Origin of the sequence: Pseudomonas putida (assembly GCF_003228315.1) — a bacterium.
Taxonomy (GTDB): Bacteria; Pseudomonadota; Gammaproteobacteria; order Pseudomonadales; family Pseudomonadaceae; genus Aquipseudomonas; species Aquipseudomonas putida_S.
This window is the reverse complement of the sequence record NZ_CP029693.1, coordinates 2,801,468-2,817,781: the sequence shown is the minus strand read 5'-3', so window position 1 is coordinate 2,817,781 and position 16,314 is coordinate 2,801,468. Positions and strand designations below refer to the sequence as shown.

General features: G+C 50.7%; 12 protein-coding genes. 7 read left to right on the top strand and 5 right to left on the bottom strand.

The genetic code is table 11. The features are described 5' to 3' along the window. Positions 1-4: 4 nt before the first annotated feature. Positions 5-2,758, bottom strand: coding sequence for a response regulator (locus DKY63_RS12975; protein WP_110964462.1), 2,754 nt, complete (start codon positions 2,756-2,758; stop codon positions 5-7). Between the two features lie 216 nt (positions 2,759-2,974). Between DKY63_RS12975 and DKY63_RS12970 the strand changes: the two genes are divergently transcribed. Together DKY63_RS12970 and DKY63_RS12965 are read left to right on the top strand one after the other, a co-directional pair. Then, positions 2,975-3,694 carry a response regulator transcription factor gene (locus tag DKY63_RS12970; protein WP_110964461.1) on the top strand — a complete coding sequence of 240 codons (720 nt, stop codon included), beginning with the start codon at positions 2,975-2,977 and terminating at the stop codon, positions 3,692-3,694. Further along, positions 3,684-5,087 carry a sensor histidine kinase gene (locus DKY63_RS12965; RefSeq protein ID WP_110964460.1) on the top strand — a complete coding sequence of 468 codons (1,404 nt, stop codon included), beginning with the start codon at positions 3,684-3,686 and terminating at the stop codon, positions 5,085-5,087. The genes DKY63_RS12970 and DKY63_RS12965 overlap by 11 nt, the downstream gene beginning before the upstream one ends. Here DKY63_RS12965 and DKY63_RS12960 read toward each other — a convergent pair. From DKY63_RS12960 to DKY63_RS12950, 3 genes are all read right to left on the bottom strand, one after another. Beyond that, entirely contained in the window at positions 5,050-6,324 is a 1,275-nt protein-coding gene (locus tag DKY63_RS12960; RefSeq protein WP_430523147.1) for a TolC family protein, read from the bottom strand. The genes DKY63_RS12965 and DKY63_RS12960 overlap by 38 nt on opposite strands. A gap of 179 nt (positions 6,325-6,503) precedes the next feature. Next, positions 6,504-8,618 carry a peptidase domain-containing ABC transporter gene (locus DKY63_RS12955; RefSeq protein ID WP_110964458.1) on the bottom strand — a complete coding sequence of 705 codons (2,115 nt, stop codon included), beginning with the start codon at positions 8,616-8,618 and terminating at the stop codon, positions 6,504-6,506. A gap of 11 nt (positions 8,619-8,629) precedes the next feature. Further along, positions 8,630-9,901: an HlyD family secretion protein gene (locus DKY63_RS12950; RefSeq protein ID WP_110964457.1), complete on the bottom strand. Its 1,272-nt coding sequence runs from the start codon at positions 9,899-9,901 to the stop codon at positions 8,630-8,632. A 184-nt stretch (positions 9,902-10,085) separates the two neighbouring features. Here DKY63_RS12950 and DKY63_RS12945 point away from each other — a divergent pair, with 184 nt between their 5' ends. The 4 genes from DKY63_RS12945 to DKY63_RS32180 all read left to right on the top strand — a co-directional run bounded on the left by DKY63_RS12945 (position 10,086) and on the right by DKY63_RS32180 (position 12,919). After that, complete coding sequence (locus DKY63_RS12945) at positions 10,086-11,798, top strand: hypothetical protein (protein ID WP_162634901.1); 1,713 nt, start codon at positions 10,086-10,088, stop codon at positions 11,796-11,798. Next, positions 11,758-12,279, top strand: a complete 522-nt coding sequence (locus tag DKY63_RS33065) for a toxin-activating lysine-acyltransferase (protein WP_110964455.1) — start codon at positions 11,758-11,760, stop codon at positions 12,277-12,279. Before DKY63_RS12945 ends, DKY63_RS33065 begins: the two co-directional genes overlap by 41 nt. 59 nt (positions 12,280-12,338) lie before the next feature. After that, positions 12,339-12,632: a hypothetical protein gene (locus tag DKY63_RS32185; RefSeq protein ID WP_162634899.1), complete on the top strand. Its 294-nt coding sequence runs from the start codon at positions 12,339-12,341 to the stop codon at positions 12,630-12,632. Positions 12,633-12,727: 95 nt separating this feature from the next. Then, positions 12,728-12,919, top strand: a complete 192-nt coding sequence (locus tag DKY63_RS32180; RefSeq protein WP_162634898.1) for a hypothetical protein — start codon at positions 12,728-12,730, stop codon at positions 12,917-12,919. A 1,517-nt stretch (positions 12,920-14,436) separates the two neighbouring features. Here the strand turns inward: DKY63_RS32180 and DKY63_RS12930 are convergent. Next, the gene (locus DKY63_RS12930) at positions 14,437-14,637 is read right to left on the bottom strand and encodes a response regulator transcription factor (RefSeq protein ID WP_239499405.1); all 201 of its coding nucleotides are present in this window, start codon (positions 14,635-14,637) and stop codon (positions 14,437-14,439) included. 605 nt (positions 14,638-15,242) lie between these two features. On the opposite strand from DKY63_RS12930, the gene DKY63_RS12925 reads away from it, so the two are divergent. Next, a complete protein-coding gene (locus DKY63_RS12925; RefSeq protein WP_110964452.1) occupies positions 15,243-16,259 on the top strand; it encodes a PDDEXK nuclease domain-containing protein in 1,017 nt (338 codons plus the stop codon). Positions 16,260-16,314: the final 55 nt, after the last annotated feature.

The following is a 16,314-nucleotide window of genomic DNA, read 5'->3' as shown; positions in this document are numbered from 1 at the left end:
TGAGTCAAGCATTGATCCGCGCCTGGGCCGCCAGGCGATTGATCGCCCGATCGAGCTCTTCCAGGGCGCCGAAGGCCTTCGGGTCCTGTTGCTTGAGCAGGGTTTCGCTGCGCTGGCAGGCGGCGCGCAATTGCGGAACGCCACAATAACGGGTGGCGCCGTGCAGGCGATGAACCCGTTCGATCAAGGCATTGTGGTCGTGGTTTTCCCGGGCCAGACGAATCGCTTCACGGTCGGCCTCCAGCGATGCCAGCAGCATCGCCAGCATGTCTGCAGCCAGATCGGCCTTGCCGGCGGCCAGGCGCAAACCTTCCTCGTGATCCAGCACCTGCAACTCATAGGCGGCGCCATGGCTGTCGCCCGGGCGTTCCGGGCTGTGGTTGCGCAGTGCCAGGCCACTCCATTTCAGCACCACTTGCGCCAGTTGCCGCTCACTGATCGGCTTGGTCAGGTAGTCGTCCATGCCGCTTTGCAGCAGTGCGCGTTTCTCATTGGCCATGGCGTGGGCGGTGAGGGCAACGATCGGCAGCGGCGTGCAATGCCGTTCGCTTTCCCACAGACGGATCGCTTCGGTGGTCTGGCGTCCGTCCATGCCGGGCATCTGCACGTCCATCAGCACCAGATCGAAGGTCTCGTTCTGTACTGCCTTGATGGCGGCGTACCCGCTTTCCACGGCCAGCACTTTGGCGCCCATGTCTTCGAGCAGGGTTTGTACCAGCAGCAGGTTGGCCGGGTTGTCGTCGACGCAAAGTACCTTCGGCGCGCGGCTGGAAACCGGCTCGCCGGGCTCGCTGCGTGGCAGGCGCGGGTTGACCAGATCAGACAGCGCACGCCGCAGCTTGCGGGTGCAGGCCGGTTTGGCCTGGAGCTGGCTGTGGGGGTTGGGTACCGAGAGATGGAACAGTGTCTGCTCCGTGGTCGGGCACAGCACCAGCACTTTGCAGCCCAGGTGTTCGAGGTCCCAGATGTGCTGGTTGAGGCGTTCTGGCGGCATGTCGTTGCTGGTGACGCCCAGCACCGCCAGATCAATTGCCTGGGGAGTCTGATGAGCCACGGTCACGCCATTGGTGAGACTTTCCAGATTGGCGAACGGGGCGACGGTCAGACCGCAATCTTCCAGTTGATGCTGCAGCGCCTGGCGGGCCAATTCGTGGTTCTCCAGCACCGCCACGCGCCGCCCGGACAGCGGCGGGCCGGGCAGGTCCTCGGCATCGTCGCGGGTCTTGGGCAGGCTCAGGCTGATCCAGAACTCCGAGCCTTCGCCGGGCGTACTGTCGACGCCGATCTCGCCGCCCATCTGTTCGATCAGGCGCTTGGAAATCACCAGGCCCAGGCCGGTACCGCCGGGTTGCCGGGACAGTGAGTTGTCCGCCTGGCTGAACGCCTGGAACAACGCGCGCACATCCTGGCTGGACAGGCCGATGCCGGTGTCCTGAATGCTGATGCGCAGTTGCACGCTGTCTTCGTGTTCTTCTTCGAGCATGGCCCGGGCGACGATGGTGCCTTCGCGGGTGAACTTGATCGCGTTGCTGACCAGGTTGGTGAGGATCTGCTTGAGCCGCAACGGATCGCCCACCAGCGACAACGGCGTGTCGCGGTAGACCAGGCTGACCAGTTCCAGCTGCTTGGCGTGTGCGGCCGGGGCCAGGATGGTCAGGGTGTCTTGCAACAGGTCGCGCAGGTTGAACGGAATATGGTCGAGCACCAGTTTGCCGGCCTCGATCTTCGAAAAGTCGAGGATCTCGTTGATGATCCCCAGCAGGCTGTCGGCGGACTTTTCGATGGTGCCCAGATAGTCGAGCTGGCGCGGGGTCAACTCGCTCTTTTGCAACAGGTGGGTGAACCCGAGGATGCCATTGAGCGGCGTGCGGATCTCGTGGCTCATGTTGGCGAGGAATTCGGATTTGATCCGGCTCGCTTCCAGGGCTTCCTTGCGCGCCAGGTCGAGCTCGATGTTCTGGATCTCGATGGTTTCAAGGTTCTGGCGCACGTCTTCGGTGGCCTGGTCGACGCTGTGCTGCAATTCTTCCTGGGCGTTCTGCAGGGTGCCGGCCATGCGGTTGATGCCGGACGCCAGTTCATCCAGCTCCTGGCTGCCGAGGGGCGGCAGGCGGGTTTCCAGATGACCGTCCTTGAGCTGGGCCACGGCCTGTTTGATCTGGGTGATCGGTCGATTGATCGTGCGGCCCATGCGCAGGGCCAGCAGCGCCGCGCCGCAGAGCCCGGCCAGGATCAGCATCATGCTGGCGAACAGACTGCGATAACCACGCAGCAACATGCCGCTGTGGGACAGTTCCAGTTCGACCCAGCCCAGCAGCCGGTCGGTTTCCTCGGGAATGACGTCGCCGGCCAGGTTGCGGTGTTTGCCGAACACCGGCAGCAAGTACCGGGTTGCATCATTGCCGCTGCGGCTCAGCATTTGCGAGCCGTCGCCCATGGGGGCCTGATTGAGCATGATGGGGCCGGCGTGAGCCAGCAGCGTGCGGTCCGGCGCCAGGAAGGTCACGGCACGTACGTCCGGCTGTTCCAGCGATTGGGTGGCAATGCGCTCCAGCAACTGGGCGTTCCTGTGCCCCATGGCCGGCGCCACCAGCGGGGCCAGTTGCTCGGCGATCATCTCGCCGCGCTGCATGAGCTGGGCGTGCAAATCCGCTTGCTGCATCCAGGTGAAATAACCGCCCAGGACCAACGCCATCAGACTGGTCGGCAACAGGGTCAGCAATAGCACGCGGCCTTTAATTCCCAGTTTCGTGAGCACGCATCTCTCCTGCATCCAGCTATCGATAGACCTGCGCATACGTCCGGTACGCACCACTTGCGCAGTGTAGCGATTTGCAAGCGGGCAATCTTCGTAAAAATCGAAGGCGTCATTCGTCGCCCGGATTCGTCGTTTCCTGTCTCGGCCAGCCCTTCGACTTGTCCCGCACCGCTCAATCTTGAATAATCGCCAACTGAGAATTATTTGCAGATACCTATGACTCCCATTGCCGCCGGCCATCCCCGCATCCTTTCCATCGAAGACGACCTCGTGCTGGGTGCCTATGTTCACGAACATCTGGGCCGCAGCGGCTTTCAGGTGACCTGGTGCCAGAACGGCCAGGAAGGGCTGGACGCTGCCCGCCAGCAACCGTTCGATGTGGTGCTGATGGATATTTTGCTTCCCGGTCTTGATGGCCTCTCGGTACTGACACAACTGCGCCAGAGCCATTCGACCCCGGTGTTGCTGATGTCGGCGCTTGGTGCCGAGGCTGATCGCGTCAGTGGTTTTCGCCTGGGTGCGGACGACTACCTGCCCAAACCGTTCAGCATGGTCGAGTTGCGAGTACGCATTGAAGCGATTCTGCGTCGGGTGGCGCTCGATCGCCGGCCAATGCCCGCGACCTTTACCCCGGTGCTGGACAGTCTGCGGTTCGACGATGAACTGTTCGAGGTCTTCTATGGCGAGCAGGCAGGGGGCCTGACCCGTACCGAGTACCGGTTGCTGGAAACCCTGAACCGCAACGACGATGAAGTCCTGAGCAAAGCCTTCCTTTATCAGCACGTGCTGCAGCGTGGTTATGCCGCCCATGACCGCAGTCTTGACATGCACATCAGCCAGATCCGTCGCAAGCTCAAGGCCATCGGCTACACCGAACGTGAGGTGCGCACGGTCTGGGGCAAGGGCTACATCCTGAGTGCCGGCGATGACATGTAATCTGCCGGGACGGCACTCGCTGTTCTGGAAGCTCGCCTGTCTGCTGGTGGCTTTCTGTCTGTTGATGATCTGGCTGAGCTGGTCCTGGGGGCGCTATATGGAAGAGCGCAACCAGTTCCTGTCCGATGAAGCCCGGGGCACCTTGACGCGCTATGCCGTCGAAGCCGACCAGGCGTGGCGCCATCACCGGCGTGAGGGTGTCGATAGCTGGCTGCAGAGCATGCAGCATCGCGAGTCGGGTTGGGTCGGTGTCATCGGGGGGGATTTGCAATCCCTGAGCAGTCAGCCGCTGAGCGAGAAGGAAATCGAGCACATGACCTTCCTGCGCGGACTGGACTGGCCCATCCACAAGAAAGGCCGGCCCTGGATGCGCGTGCCGTTCCCCCGCGATCCATCGGCCGGCAGCCTGGTGATCGAACTGCCCGAGCGTTTTGTGCCCGGGCGCTATCAAGTGTTCTGGCGCGTGATCACCAACGGCGTGATTCCAGGACTATTCACCTTGTTGCTGTGTGTCGGCCTCTATCGCCTGCTGGTGGTGCCGCTCAATCACTTGCGCGCACAGGCCAATGCCTGGCGCGCCGATCAATTGAATGTGCGGCTGTCCAGTCGCACCACCAATCGATCCGATGAACTGGGCGAACTGGGCAGGGCCTTCGATCACATGTCCGAACGCCTGCAAAGCACCGTGGCGCTGCAACAGCAATTGCTGCGCGACCTGTCCCACGAACTACGCACGCCGCTGAGCCGCCTGCGGGTGGCCAGTGAAAGCGAGCAGGATTTGCAGGCCCTGCGTGAGCGTATCGGTCGCGAGGTCGACGGCATGCAGCGGTTGGTGGAAGACACTCTGCAACTGGCCTGGCTCGACACCGAGCGCACCCGCTTGCCCGACGAAGCGATCCAGATCCAGGCCCTGTGGGAAATGCTCACGGAAAATGCCTGCTATGAAAGCTGCTGGCCGGAAGGGCAACTGCTGTGCTCGGTTGATTCCTCCTGTTGGGTGCGCGGCCATCTCAATACCCTGGCTCAGGCGCTGGAAAACATGCTGCGTAACGCCATTCGACATTCACCCAAGGGCGGCGTGGTCACGCTGGGTGCACGACGGGACGGCAAATACTGGCATCTGTGGCTGGAGGATCAGGGCGGTGGCGTGGCGGAGGCGGATCTGGAACGGATCTTCCTGCCGTTTACCCGACTCGACGGCTCGCGGCCGGGGGATGGCGGGTTCGGGTTGGGGTTGAGCATTGCGAGGAATGCGGTGCAGCGTCAGGGGGGGCAGCTCTGGGCGAAGAACGCCGGGCGGGGGTTGCGGATGAATATGAGGTTGGTGGCTGATGATGATCTAAAACCTCGTCCAGTTACGGAAGTGCCCAGAACCCAAGTCGTCCCAGGTTAGAAGCCAACCTCAAGCGGGAAAGTTGCCAATTACTTAGCACCGCTATGTGCTGTTCCTCCGCAGCCGCATAGGAGGTCAACGCGTTCAGCAATTCGATCATGCTACCAACCCCAGACTGATAGCGGCCCTGAATGACCTCGAGAGATTCGCGCGACTGTGCGACTAGATCCTCTGTGCGTTTGAGGCTGAGCGTTTCGTTGCTGAGCGTTTGATAGTTTGTCCATAGATCGATAAGTACCATCTGTTCCGTATCGATGAGCTCGACGCGGCTTGCTTCAAGCCGCGCTTGGGCATTGCGTATTTGGTAGGCGCGTTCGAATCCTTCAAACAGAGGAATGCTGAGCTGCAAACCGACAGTTCTGTCGCGATCGTTTCGATCACCACTGAGCGCTATGGATCGATTGTATTGAGATTCGGAAATGTCGGCGGTGAAGGACAATGTCGGCCTTCCAGCTGCTCGCCGTTCCTGAAGGTTTGCCTCGGCCGCCTTGATCCTTGCTTGAGCTGCAATCAACGCCGGGTGGTCCTCACGCGCCTGTGCAAGGAGTTCGTTGACAGTCTTGACGAAGTTAGTGTCAGGTAAAGGAGTTAGATTTTCAGAAAGCTTGATAGAGGTATCTGGAGGAAGGCCCATCCGCAGCGCGATAACGCCAGTAGCCGTGCGCAATGCTCCAGCGTTGCGCACTCGGCCAAGGTTTGCCTGAGAGTAAGCGGTCTGAGCTTGTAATCTATCTGAGAGTGCTGTGGTTCCCGCTTTGTATTTGGCATTGGCGGCTTCAAGGTTTTTAGCAGCCAATACTTCGATTTGAGTCGATACATTCAAGCTACGTTGCGCAGATATGGCGTTGTAGTAGAGCTGAGCTGCCCCCGCAAATGAGTTTTGGAGGGTCGCGTCCTGGTTCGCATTTGCGGCTACAAGTAATTGTCTAGCGCTGCTCAATGCCGCGTCTCGTCTCCCAAAGTCAAACAGTACCCAACTCATACTTAACCTGTTTGTCCGTTGTTGCTGAATGCCCTTGTTTGAAAGCTCTGGTCGTTGTTCGTAATTGCTCACCGTGCTTCCATGGGATACGCCGATTCCGCCATTCAGTCTCGGTAAATAGGCTGATTGGGCTATACCCGTCTGAGCCGCTTGCGCTTTTGCATTGGCCCATGCCAAACGTGTTTTTGGATCGTTACAAAGTATTCTCTCTATTACCTCCCCCAAAGTCAGTTCTCTAGGGATATTGCCAAACAAGCAGAGAAACTCCCCGTGGGTAATATCATTTGTATAGGATTTTGAAATTGTTTGTTGAGCACTGAATATGTCTAATGAGGAAGCAGGGGAACCTATAGGCAGTAAGTAGGTGTAGAATAGGACTAATATAAGTAATGGCTTTGTAGGTTTTGATTTGAGTAGAGTCATGAGTAATAAGGTTATATTGATTTGTCCGAGATTATTTTTCCCGCCTCAAGAGTAATGATTCGGTCGGCAGACTCAATTGTCTCTTGTCGATGAGCAACTATTATTCTCGTCATGTGCAGCGCTTTGATTGCACTATTGACTTTTCGCTCGCATAGCACATCTAAATGGCTGGTGGCTTCGTCAAGAAAAACTAATCGAGGTCTTTTGTATAAAGCTCTGGCCAGTAGAATTCGTTGTTTTTGACCCCCGGATAGTACCGTTCCCATATCTCCAATCAGCGTGTTATATCCCATGGGCATTGATTCAATTTCGGAGTGAATTGCTGCTGCTTGCGCGCACTCGATTATCCATGACAGATCTGTGTGTGACTCAAAAAAAGAAATATTTTCTGCTATGGATCCCGCAAATAAGACATCGTCCTGCATCACTGTCCCTATCATCCCTCTAAAGCAATCCAGCCCCATTCGATCAAAATCGAATCCAGAGATGCGTATTTGTCCAGAGGTCGGCTGCAAAATACCGAGCATAAGACGGAGTAATGTGCTCTTTCCACTGCCTGAACATCCTGTAATGGATATGCACTCGCCCTCCGTGATGCATAAATCTAAATCGTTGATAATGTAAGGCTCTTGTTCGGAATAGCGGTAAAACAATCCAGTGATTTCGATGCTTGCCTCGCGTTGAGAAAGCATTGAGCTATCAATTTTTGGGTGATTTTTCTCCGGTGGGTGAGTAACGATGTCCGCTAAACGTTCACCTTGTAACTTGAGCATCTGTAACTCAAATAAATGGTCGATCAAGCTTGCAATCCGAGTTATAAACTGTGATTTGTAGGCTGTATACGCCATCAGCACCCCTACAGTAAATTGGCTGTTCATCACCATAGTTGCACCAAGCCATACGGAAATTATATTTTCCAAACCAAAGAGCAGGCCGTTTAGTTGGATGTAGATTAATTGAAGTTTTTGAGTGCGAAGGCCGGCATTGATTTGCTCGATTAATAACCCAAGCCAAGCTGAACGCCTTTCATTTTGCCGTTGGTATAATTTGAGGGGGCGAATTCCTCTCACGGTCTCTAAGAAGTGGCTCTCTTGCTTAGCTGCATGGATAATTTGTTCTTCAGTTGCGTTGCGTAAAGGGCGGTACCAAATCCACCGGCCAAGTGCATAGAGTGCAATTGCAATCAAAGAGATAAGCGCCAATGTTGGGCTGTATGTAAACATGAGTGCCAATGTGGCGATACTCATAATTCCGTCGAGGATGGTAGAAAAAAAAGCAGCGGTGAGGGTGTGTTGAATATTATCCACTGCTCCAAATCTTGAAATGATGTCACCAAGGTGCCGCTTTTCAAAATACCCAATCGGTAATTTCAACATATGTGTGAACACGTTGGCTCGCCATTGCACACTGAGCATGGTACTCATATGCATCATCACCCAAGCGCGAATGCCTGATACTGCTTGCTGCAAGAGCATCAATAAACCGAAGCCAATGATTAAGGTCGTTAGTAGGTTCCTATCTTGGCTTACCAGTACATTGTCGACCGTCCATTGAAGGAGCAGTGGGCTGACTAATGAGAATACCTCTAATGCTAGAGCCAGTAACAGAATTTGTAATAGCGAGCGATAAAGCCCGGTGATGCTCCCGAACATACTTAAAAGCTTGACTCTCGGCTTTGAGTCTTGCTTTTCGAACCCTGTGTTGGGCCATAACTCTAACGCAATACCGGTAAAGGATCGGCCTGCGTCTTCGGTTTTCACGGTGCGGACCCCGTGCGCGGGATCGTGCAATATCAGGTGGTTTTTATGTACGGATTTCAGCACCACAAAATGGTTGAAATTCCAGTGTAAAACACACGGCAGCTTTAACTTATCAAGGTCTGTTAGTTCAAGTCTTACAGCTCTAGATCCAAGTTTTAGCTGGTCCGCTGCTTGGGTGATGTGTTTGAGCGTGACTCCTTTCAACGAGATATTGAAGCGACGTCGCAATTCTACTAAGTCGCATCTGTATCCGTGGAAACCGAGAACCATTGCAAGGCATGCTAGCCCGCATTCTGTGGTTTCGGTCTGGAGTAACAAGGGAAGTTTGCGGCCAAAAGTCAATGAAATTGAATCCCAGTATGCCATCCGTGGCACTCCTAAAGTTTGCCGGTGAGGCTATATAGAGGTTCAAGAACCCACTCATAAAGCCGACGACTTTCCTGAAATATGTCCGCTTCGAGCAGCATGCCGGTCTGAAGTGAACGTAGTTCGCCATAAGCCAGGACCTGTTGCTTCTCGAGATCAACGCGAATTCGATAGAACTGCTCTCCGTCCAGCCCAAGTCCGGGGACAGCCCCCGTCATGCTTGCCAGTTCCGACGGTGAAATGGATGTCTTCGAAATGGACTTTACGTGGCCCAAGTGCTGACCGAATTTTTGATAGGGGAAGGATTGGTAGCGAATACGTACCGAATCTCCGGTTTTTATGAAACCAATGGATTTGCTAGGCGCGTAAAACTCTGCCTGTAAAAGAGCACTATTTGGAATCAAACTTAAAACCGGCCTGGAACTGTCGACAGTCTGGCCAGACTCGGCCAGAACCGCGGTTGCAACTCCATCGTCGGGTGCTGTAATAACTAATAAGCGCTTGGCTTCACTTTCTACTATGTTTTGTTCAATGCTTGATAAGTTTCGATTGATCATGGACAGCTGGTTGGAGTGTTTGGCGGGTAACGAGGAAAGTTCGTTTTGGTAATCTGTGATTTGTTGCTGAAGCTTTGTGTGTTCACGCAGCAGTGCTTTTGAGTTTTGATTGTGGCTAAGCAGTTCTGTCTGGCGCTGCTGAAATTGGTCCATTGATATGTACCCTTTCTCCATTAACGCCTGGTAGCGATTTGAAGCGTCTGAAGCTAATAAAGTTAACTTTCTCTGGTCGGAGATTTGCTGGTCAAGATTTTTTACTTCTTCTTTAGCGCTGCTTAGTTTGTTAAGAAGGCTTTTTTTCTCCTCAAGCTGTAACTCTTTTTGTTTTTCAATTTCATCTAATAGCGATGCTTTTCGCTGCATTAGAGAATCACTGATTTCCGCTTGGACTGGGTTCAGCCCTGTATCATAACGTTCACTGGATATTACTAATAGGCGCTGGCCTTTTTTGATGAATTGGCCTTCATGAACGAAACTTTCCAAAATGCGCCCGTACTGTGGTGCATAGATTTTTATTTGGCCAGAGGACAGTATTAATTGACCGATTACTGTCGTCCGCTTGGTATAGCTGCCCCAAATGAAAAAAATGCCTATCAGCATCGCTGAAAAAACAGAGAAAAGGGTAAGTGTGGTGAAAGATAGAGGCCAAACCAACACAATATTGCCTAATGGTTTTTGCTGTTTTGCTTCTAGCGCCTCATTTCTAAATAACGGTGTGTTTTCCATCAGTGTAAAGAATTTCCTTTTGCAAATGCTGCGGCCTGCCTGAGTTAAATATACGGGCGGAAATTTGTGCTCGTCATCCCCTACATGTGTAGGGTTTTCAATTTTTTGAATAGGTTTTATCTTGAACGAATTGTTGAATTGACAAGCTGTCATGGATAGAGGGAGCGATATGGAACGGAGTAGCTTGTCGGATTTGCATGAGGTTTTCGTACCCTTTGAGGTGTCGAAACTTAAAGAAGCGAAAGTTGTATTTTCAAATAAGAAACTACTATGCACACCGAGTAAAGAGAGTTTGCTGTCAAGGTACGCATATGTGGTGGATGACGGCTGCTTAAAAGGCAGACTGGATACGGGTAGAAGAACTTTCTATGCAGAGCGATACGGCGGTGACGCCATTCTCCGGAACGGAGGGGGTGGTCGTTGTGGATTTGATGGAGAGTTTCAGTTAAAGGGACTGGGGCCAAATCAGCTAGTAGCTGATGATGCTGAATCGGCTGATGGGAATGGTCTGATGAGTCTGGGCTCGGCAATTTATGAAACCATCTGGGCGGAAATTATACATATTGCTCTTCCGTATGGGGCTGTCAGATCCGTAGCCATTCTCGATGCGGGACTTGATTTCGAGCATAAAGGAAAAAAATATTCCCGTGGTTTATTGGTTCGAGTACCTGCAGTAAGACCAGCGCATTTTATCAGAGCGGTTTATTTTAAAGAAAAACAAATAGGTGTATTGACTGATGACGCAAAGCGCGTGCGTGCGGTTGTTAAAAGGCTCGTTAGTTTTTTGCCTGCTGATAAGTATGGACTGATCAAAGGCATTAAAGGATCTTTGTACGAGCAATTAAAGTCAGGTTTGAGCGAATTGGCAAAGCGTTTCGCGAGGCAGTTTGCAATCGCCAAAACCAGGCGGATAGTTCACTACAATATAAGTGCGTCAAACTTGTCTTTGGATGGGGCGTGGTTAGACTTCAGTAGTGCCAGAATTTTTTCTGGGCTGATCGTTGGAGATAAGGTTGATATCGATAACTTCATGGGGGAACACGTGTCGGCTGTGGAGAGTATTGAAAATATCTGTTATTACTTGAGCAAGTATGAGGTTATTGGTTTTGGCCAATCTCAATTGATTCTGAGGGAGGCCTTAGAGACCTTTACTTTGCAGTACAATAAAACATTCAAATTTCAATGTGTCCTACGGGTGGGATTCCCTTCTTGCATTCTTAATAAAGTGACTAATAGCCGTATTTTTTTTGAGTTTTCTGAGGCACTGCAAAGGGTGTTGGGCTTCGATGACTTTTCAATGGCGCCAACTTGTACAGGAGCCGGTTGGGATGGTTACGATTCCTGGGAGTGTCGTTTGTTTATGATGCTATTCAAAGGAAAGACTTTTGATGTGGAGCAGAAATTCTCTGCTCTCAAAGTAGATGCGATGTCGTCAAGTAGGTTGATTACTACATATAGTGAGCTTTTTGATTTGGTGTGTAATGAAGCAATCTCAGCTGGAATTAGTCGTGCAAGTGCTGTTTGTGGTATGGCTATAAATTTAGTTAGATTAAATCGAACTAATGTTTTATTAGTGGACCTTGATAGATATATTGAAAAGCTTGTAGATTCAGAGCTGAGAAGTGAGAAAGAATGTGCAGCATTGGTTGAGTGCGCTACTAACGCAGCATATTTTCAGTTTTATACAGAGGACGGGGGCAGTGTTCCATTCTGGATAAGTGGATCTGCAAAAATCTGGTACAACATGAATACCGGTCTATATGGGGTTGAACAGGCACGTGGCAACCTACTGTGGGTGGAGCGTTTGTCTTCGTCTAACGTCGATGAAAATGAATTAGTCAATGTGATCTATTTTTATGGTGATATGTGGGGTTGTATCCTTGAAAAAAATTTTTGACTTTAAGCTGTCTTGCAAGAATTCGGTAGTTATCAATAAGGCGCAGCTACTTGGGTTTGCATGCCTTGTCGCGTCTATGTCCATTCGCTATTCGTGTTTATCAATACGTACATTGAGGTTTTGGCTCTGTCCGGCAATCGACCATGAGCAGATTTTGATTTTTTTTGATAAGAGTTCCAGACCTATTGGATATGTAACGTGGGCACACTTAGCGGAAGACAGCGAGGAACGCTTGCTTAAGCATCGTGATTTTACAATTCATCCTTCTGAGTGGAACGAGGGCGGGCGAACCTGGATCATCGATTTTTGCGTTCCCTTTGGGGGAGTAAAGGAAGCCGTACGAATATTAAAAAATTACTTCCAAGATGAAAATATTAAAACGGTATGTTGGGCGCGTCGAAATGAGGACTATATGATTCGGAAAGTCGGCTGCTACCAATTGTTTCGTCGGTCGAGAATAGGGAGTGCAAAGTTATGTTAAGAAGCTTCTAGGAATTCTTGTTTGCATAAACAGAGTATTTACTAATTCGAGGAATAGCAATGCGTGAGATTTCTTTAGTTGAAATGGAGTCTGTCGGTGGCGCTAACGGTGCGGCTTTGATTGGAGCGGCCGTTGGTGGCGCGACGGCAGCGGCAGGCTATATTGGAACTTCTGTTGGAGGAGGGAAATTCAATACGGCGGATTTTGTAGGCACTACTGTAACTGGCGCAGTCATTGGGGCATTTACTGGTCCCGTAGGAATAGGTAATGCGATAAAAGGTGTTGGACTCGGTTATGGAGGAGGAATAATTGGTGGAGGTATTAGCCGAGAGATGAAGGGGAGTGGTGGTTGACAGCTGGTTTGATTAAGTTAGCCGATTTCAATGCAGCATGACTTCGTGTCGTGCTGCATGCTTGCTTTTAAAGTAATTAACATTTAGGAGGGTGGATGTCTATTTTATTGTCTGCGTTACTTGGGTTGTTTATGGGCTTTGCATATAAAGGCGGGGTTGCCCTTCTTAGGTCGGTGTTTGGCTACACTCCTTCAGAAACACTTGTTCAATTGGTTATTTTTCCAGTAATGGTTTTATTTGTATTGATGGTCGTTCCCCGATTGGCGGGGTGCCTAGGATGGTCTTGATCGTAGTAAGCTCGATTGGCGAGAGTAAGTTAGTGGCTATTTTTGATAAGTAATGTGGTGCGAAATGGATTTTGCAGTTGGAGGTGTACAAGCTGGATCGGCAGGTTGGGGTTCATAGGGCAGGTAACACAATAAGAATTGTTGAGTTTGGTTGTGGCGGCGGAGTAATCGCGGCCAATATAAGCCGAGAAAAGAATCTGTGCGGAAGTAATGTTGGTTTTGGTTGTATGGAAGCCTGAATCGGTTGTAGCAAGTTTTATATGTTTGCTGGTTAGGTTACTTTTTATGTGGTATCTGTTTTTATGATATTTATAAGCGTCCCGGTGAAATTATGACAATACTATTGTGTGTGGCTATTTCGTTGCTCGTGGCGTTAGCCTGTAGAGGGGGTAATGACTTTGCGAAAGCAACTTTTGGATTCAGTTTTTCAAATAAGTATCTTGACGCATTTTATGTTCCTGCTGTTGTTTTTTTGGCTTTGGGCATCGTTTCGAAGATGATGATATGTCTAGGGTTGTCCTGAGATAACTAATTTGTGGAGTAGCAATTTGCGAGATTTCTTTAGCTGAAAGGAGTCAGTGGGTGGCGCTAACGGTACGCTTTTGGTTGGAGCGGCCGCTGGTGGCGCAACGGCAGGCTATATTGGAACTTCTGTTGGAGGAGGGATATTCAATACGGCGGATTTTACTATTGCAACTGCCGCAGTTGTTTGAGTGTTTTCTGGTCCCCTAGGAATAGGGGGGATAAAAAGGGTTAGGCTCGGTATAGAGGTGGAATAATCAGCGGAGGAATTCGTCAAGACATGAAGGTTGTAGTGTATTGCGAAGCGGTAGTTGTTTGATGGTGTTTAAATAACCATTGGTTTGGTTTCTTGATTTTTTTGAGGTGGTATGCTGGTTCAGTTATCTACCTTGTTGGATGTGTGTATGGGATGATGTGTAAGATACCTTTGGTTTACTTAAGTCGGCATTTGAATATGTTCTTCCAAGGTTTCTTGTTTAGTCCTGGTACGGATTAAAGGGCGAGCGAGGTGAATGCCTTTAAATATGTCTATGTTCGTATTTGATTTTGTTATCGGTGCAAAGTTTTTGAATCATCGCAATGGTAGTTGTTTTTTGTTTTTTTGATATATAGTTTGATAGTGTTACTGTCGCTGTTTTTGAGTTATCGGTTATTTTTATCTGAAACTTTTCAGGTGCTGGCCCTTGCGAGCTGATTAGCATTGTTTTTTTGCTGTTGAATTTTAATATTCTGAGCCCGTTTTTTAGATATAAATAGTTTCCTGTAAGCCATAAGATTTTGTAGTTAGTAATGTGGGTTGTGATGAAAAGGATGGTCAAAAGTGCCATGAAGGCTATAAGTGGCTGAAGGGAGTTGTCTAAGTGGCTCAGTATGAACGGAGGTAGTATGCTGCCGCCTATGTAAATTGGAAAGTTAATGTGTGTCAAATGTATTGCGTGTTTCATAGGGCGCGCCTTGGATGTGTTTTATTTGAAAGTATTTGGCGGTGGGTGCCCCTAACGGTTGTTCTTTTGATTTTCAAGTTTTTTTATCTCGGCTGCGAGCAGCTCGACTCTCGAGCGAACCCCTATTTTATGAAGAATGGATGAAACGTGCTCTCGTACTGTGAAGTCGCTTGCACCAATGATTTTAGCAATTTCCTTATTTGTTTTTCCTTCTATCACTAGAGTTAAGATTTTTTGTTCCCTGCCAGTCATCATATTTTCCACTCCATACATTTGATGATCTTCATTTGACTGCTTTTTGCGTGGTTTTATATCTCGTAGGTCTCGAGCGTAGCTTGGTCGCTGTTAAGTATGTTGTAGTTGATGGGGGTAAATGCTCGGTTTCGTAATTGTTTTTTTTCACGTTGAGCGGATTACCCAGTATCACGTTTACCAAGGATGATTGCACTTGCTTCTTATTTAAAATATACGGTCTAAGATTAACGAAGTATCCAATTTTGCACCAGTTCATGAGGGTCGATAGCGTGCGCGAGAAACATCCGACAAAACTGTCCAGATACTCCGTCTTCTCACAAAGAATATTTGTGGATATACGTCTTTCTTACAGAGTTGGTATTAGGATCACGTAGGAAAAATGGAGAGGGGTCTGAAGCAGAAAGCTGCGGCAAGGTGTTGGGCTTGTCTTTCTACGGGGCAACTCCGAAACGTACTAAATAGGCTGCTTCGAATAACGACCATTCCGATTTTTCCAGAGTATTCCCGAAATTTTGTACGACATTTCCCAAAGGGTATCACCGGTCATTTCAAGCATCCTTGACGGTTTAAGCTCGCGCTTTTGCTCATTCAAGGAGTCCGGCATGACCGTATACCAAATTCCCGATAGCACAACCGACGACCGTTTCAATGAAGTACTCGCGCTGATTCACGGCGCCAGGCGACAGGCGATGCAAACGGTCAATACCCAATTGATCGAGTTGTACTGGCAGGTTGGGGCTTATATCAGTCGCAAACTGGAGAAGGCGGAGTGGGGGGATTCCGTGGTTGGGCAACTGGCTGAGCATTTGGCTCAGACGCAGCCGGGGTTGCGTGGTTTTACCCGGTCGAATTTGTTTCGCATGCGCCAGTTTTATGAGACATATCGCTCCGAGCTAAAAGTCGCACCACTGGCGCGACAATTATCCTGGTCACACAACCTGATCATCTTTGGCCAATGCAAACGGCCGGAAGAGCGCGAGTTCTATCTACGAATGGCAGTTCAGGAGAAATGGTCGAAGCGTGAGCTGGAGCGCCAATTCAAGGCGGCACTGTTTGAACGAAGCGTGACCCAGCCGGCCAAGGTCTCCGCAGTACTCAAACAGACACACCCTTCGGCGCTCGAGATATTCCGAGACGCCTACATGGTCGAGTTTCTCGACCTGCCCGGCGCTCACGCCGAAACCGACCTGCATCAGGGCTTGCTGGCGCGTCTCAAGGAGTTTTTGAGCGAGCTTGGCCGCGACTTCTGCTTCGTCGGCTCCGAGTACCCGGTACAGGTCGGCGGACGTGATTTTGCCCTGGATCTGTTGTTTTTTCACCGCAGCCTCAATTGCCTGGTGGCGATCGAACTCAAGGTCGGGCGTTTCGAGCCGGAGTATTTGGGCAAGTTGGGTTTCTATCTGGAGGCGCTGGATCGCGATGAACGCAAGCCTCATGAAAACCCGGCAATCGGTGTCTTGCTTTGTGCCAGCAAGGATGACGAAGTCGTCGAGTATGCCCTTAACCGCAGTCTGTCACCGGCACTGATCGCCGAGTATCAGGTCAAGCTTCCGGACAAGCAGTTGCTTCAGGCCAAGCTGCATGAGTTCTATGCCTTGAATGTCGCGGAAGAAGGCTGATTCACCCGCTTATTCCCATAAGCCATAAGCACCACACTTTGCGTGATATGGCCTT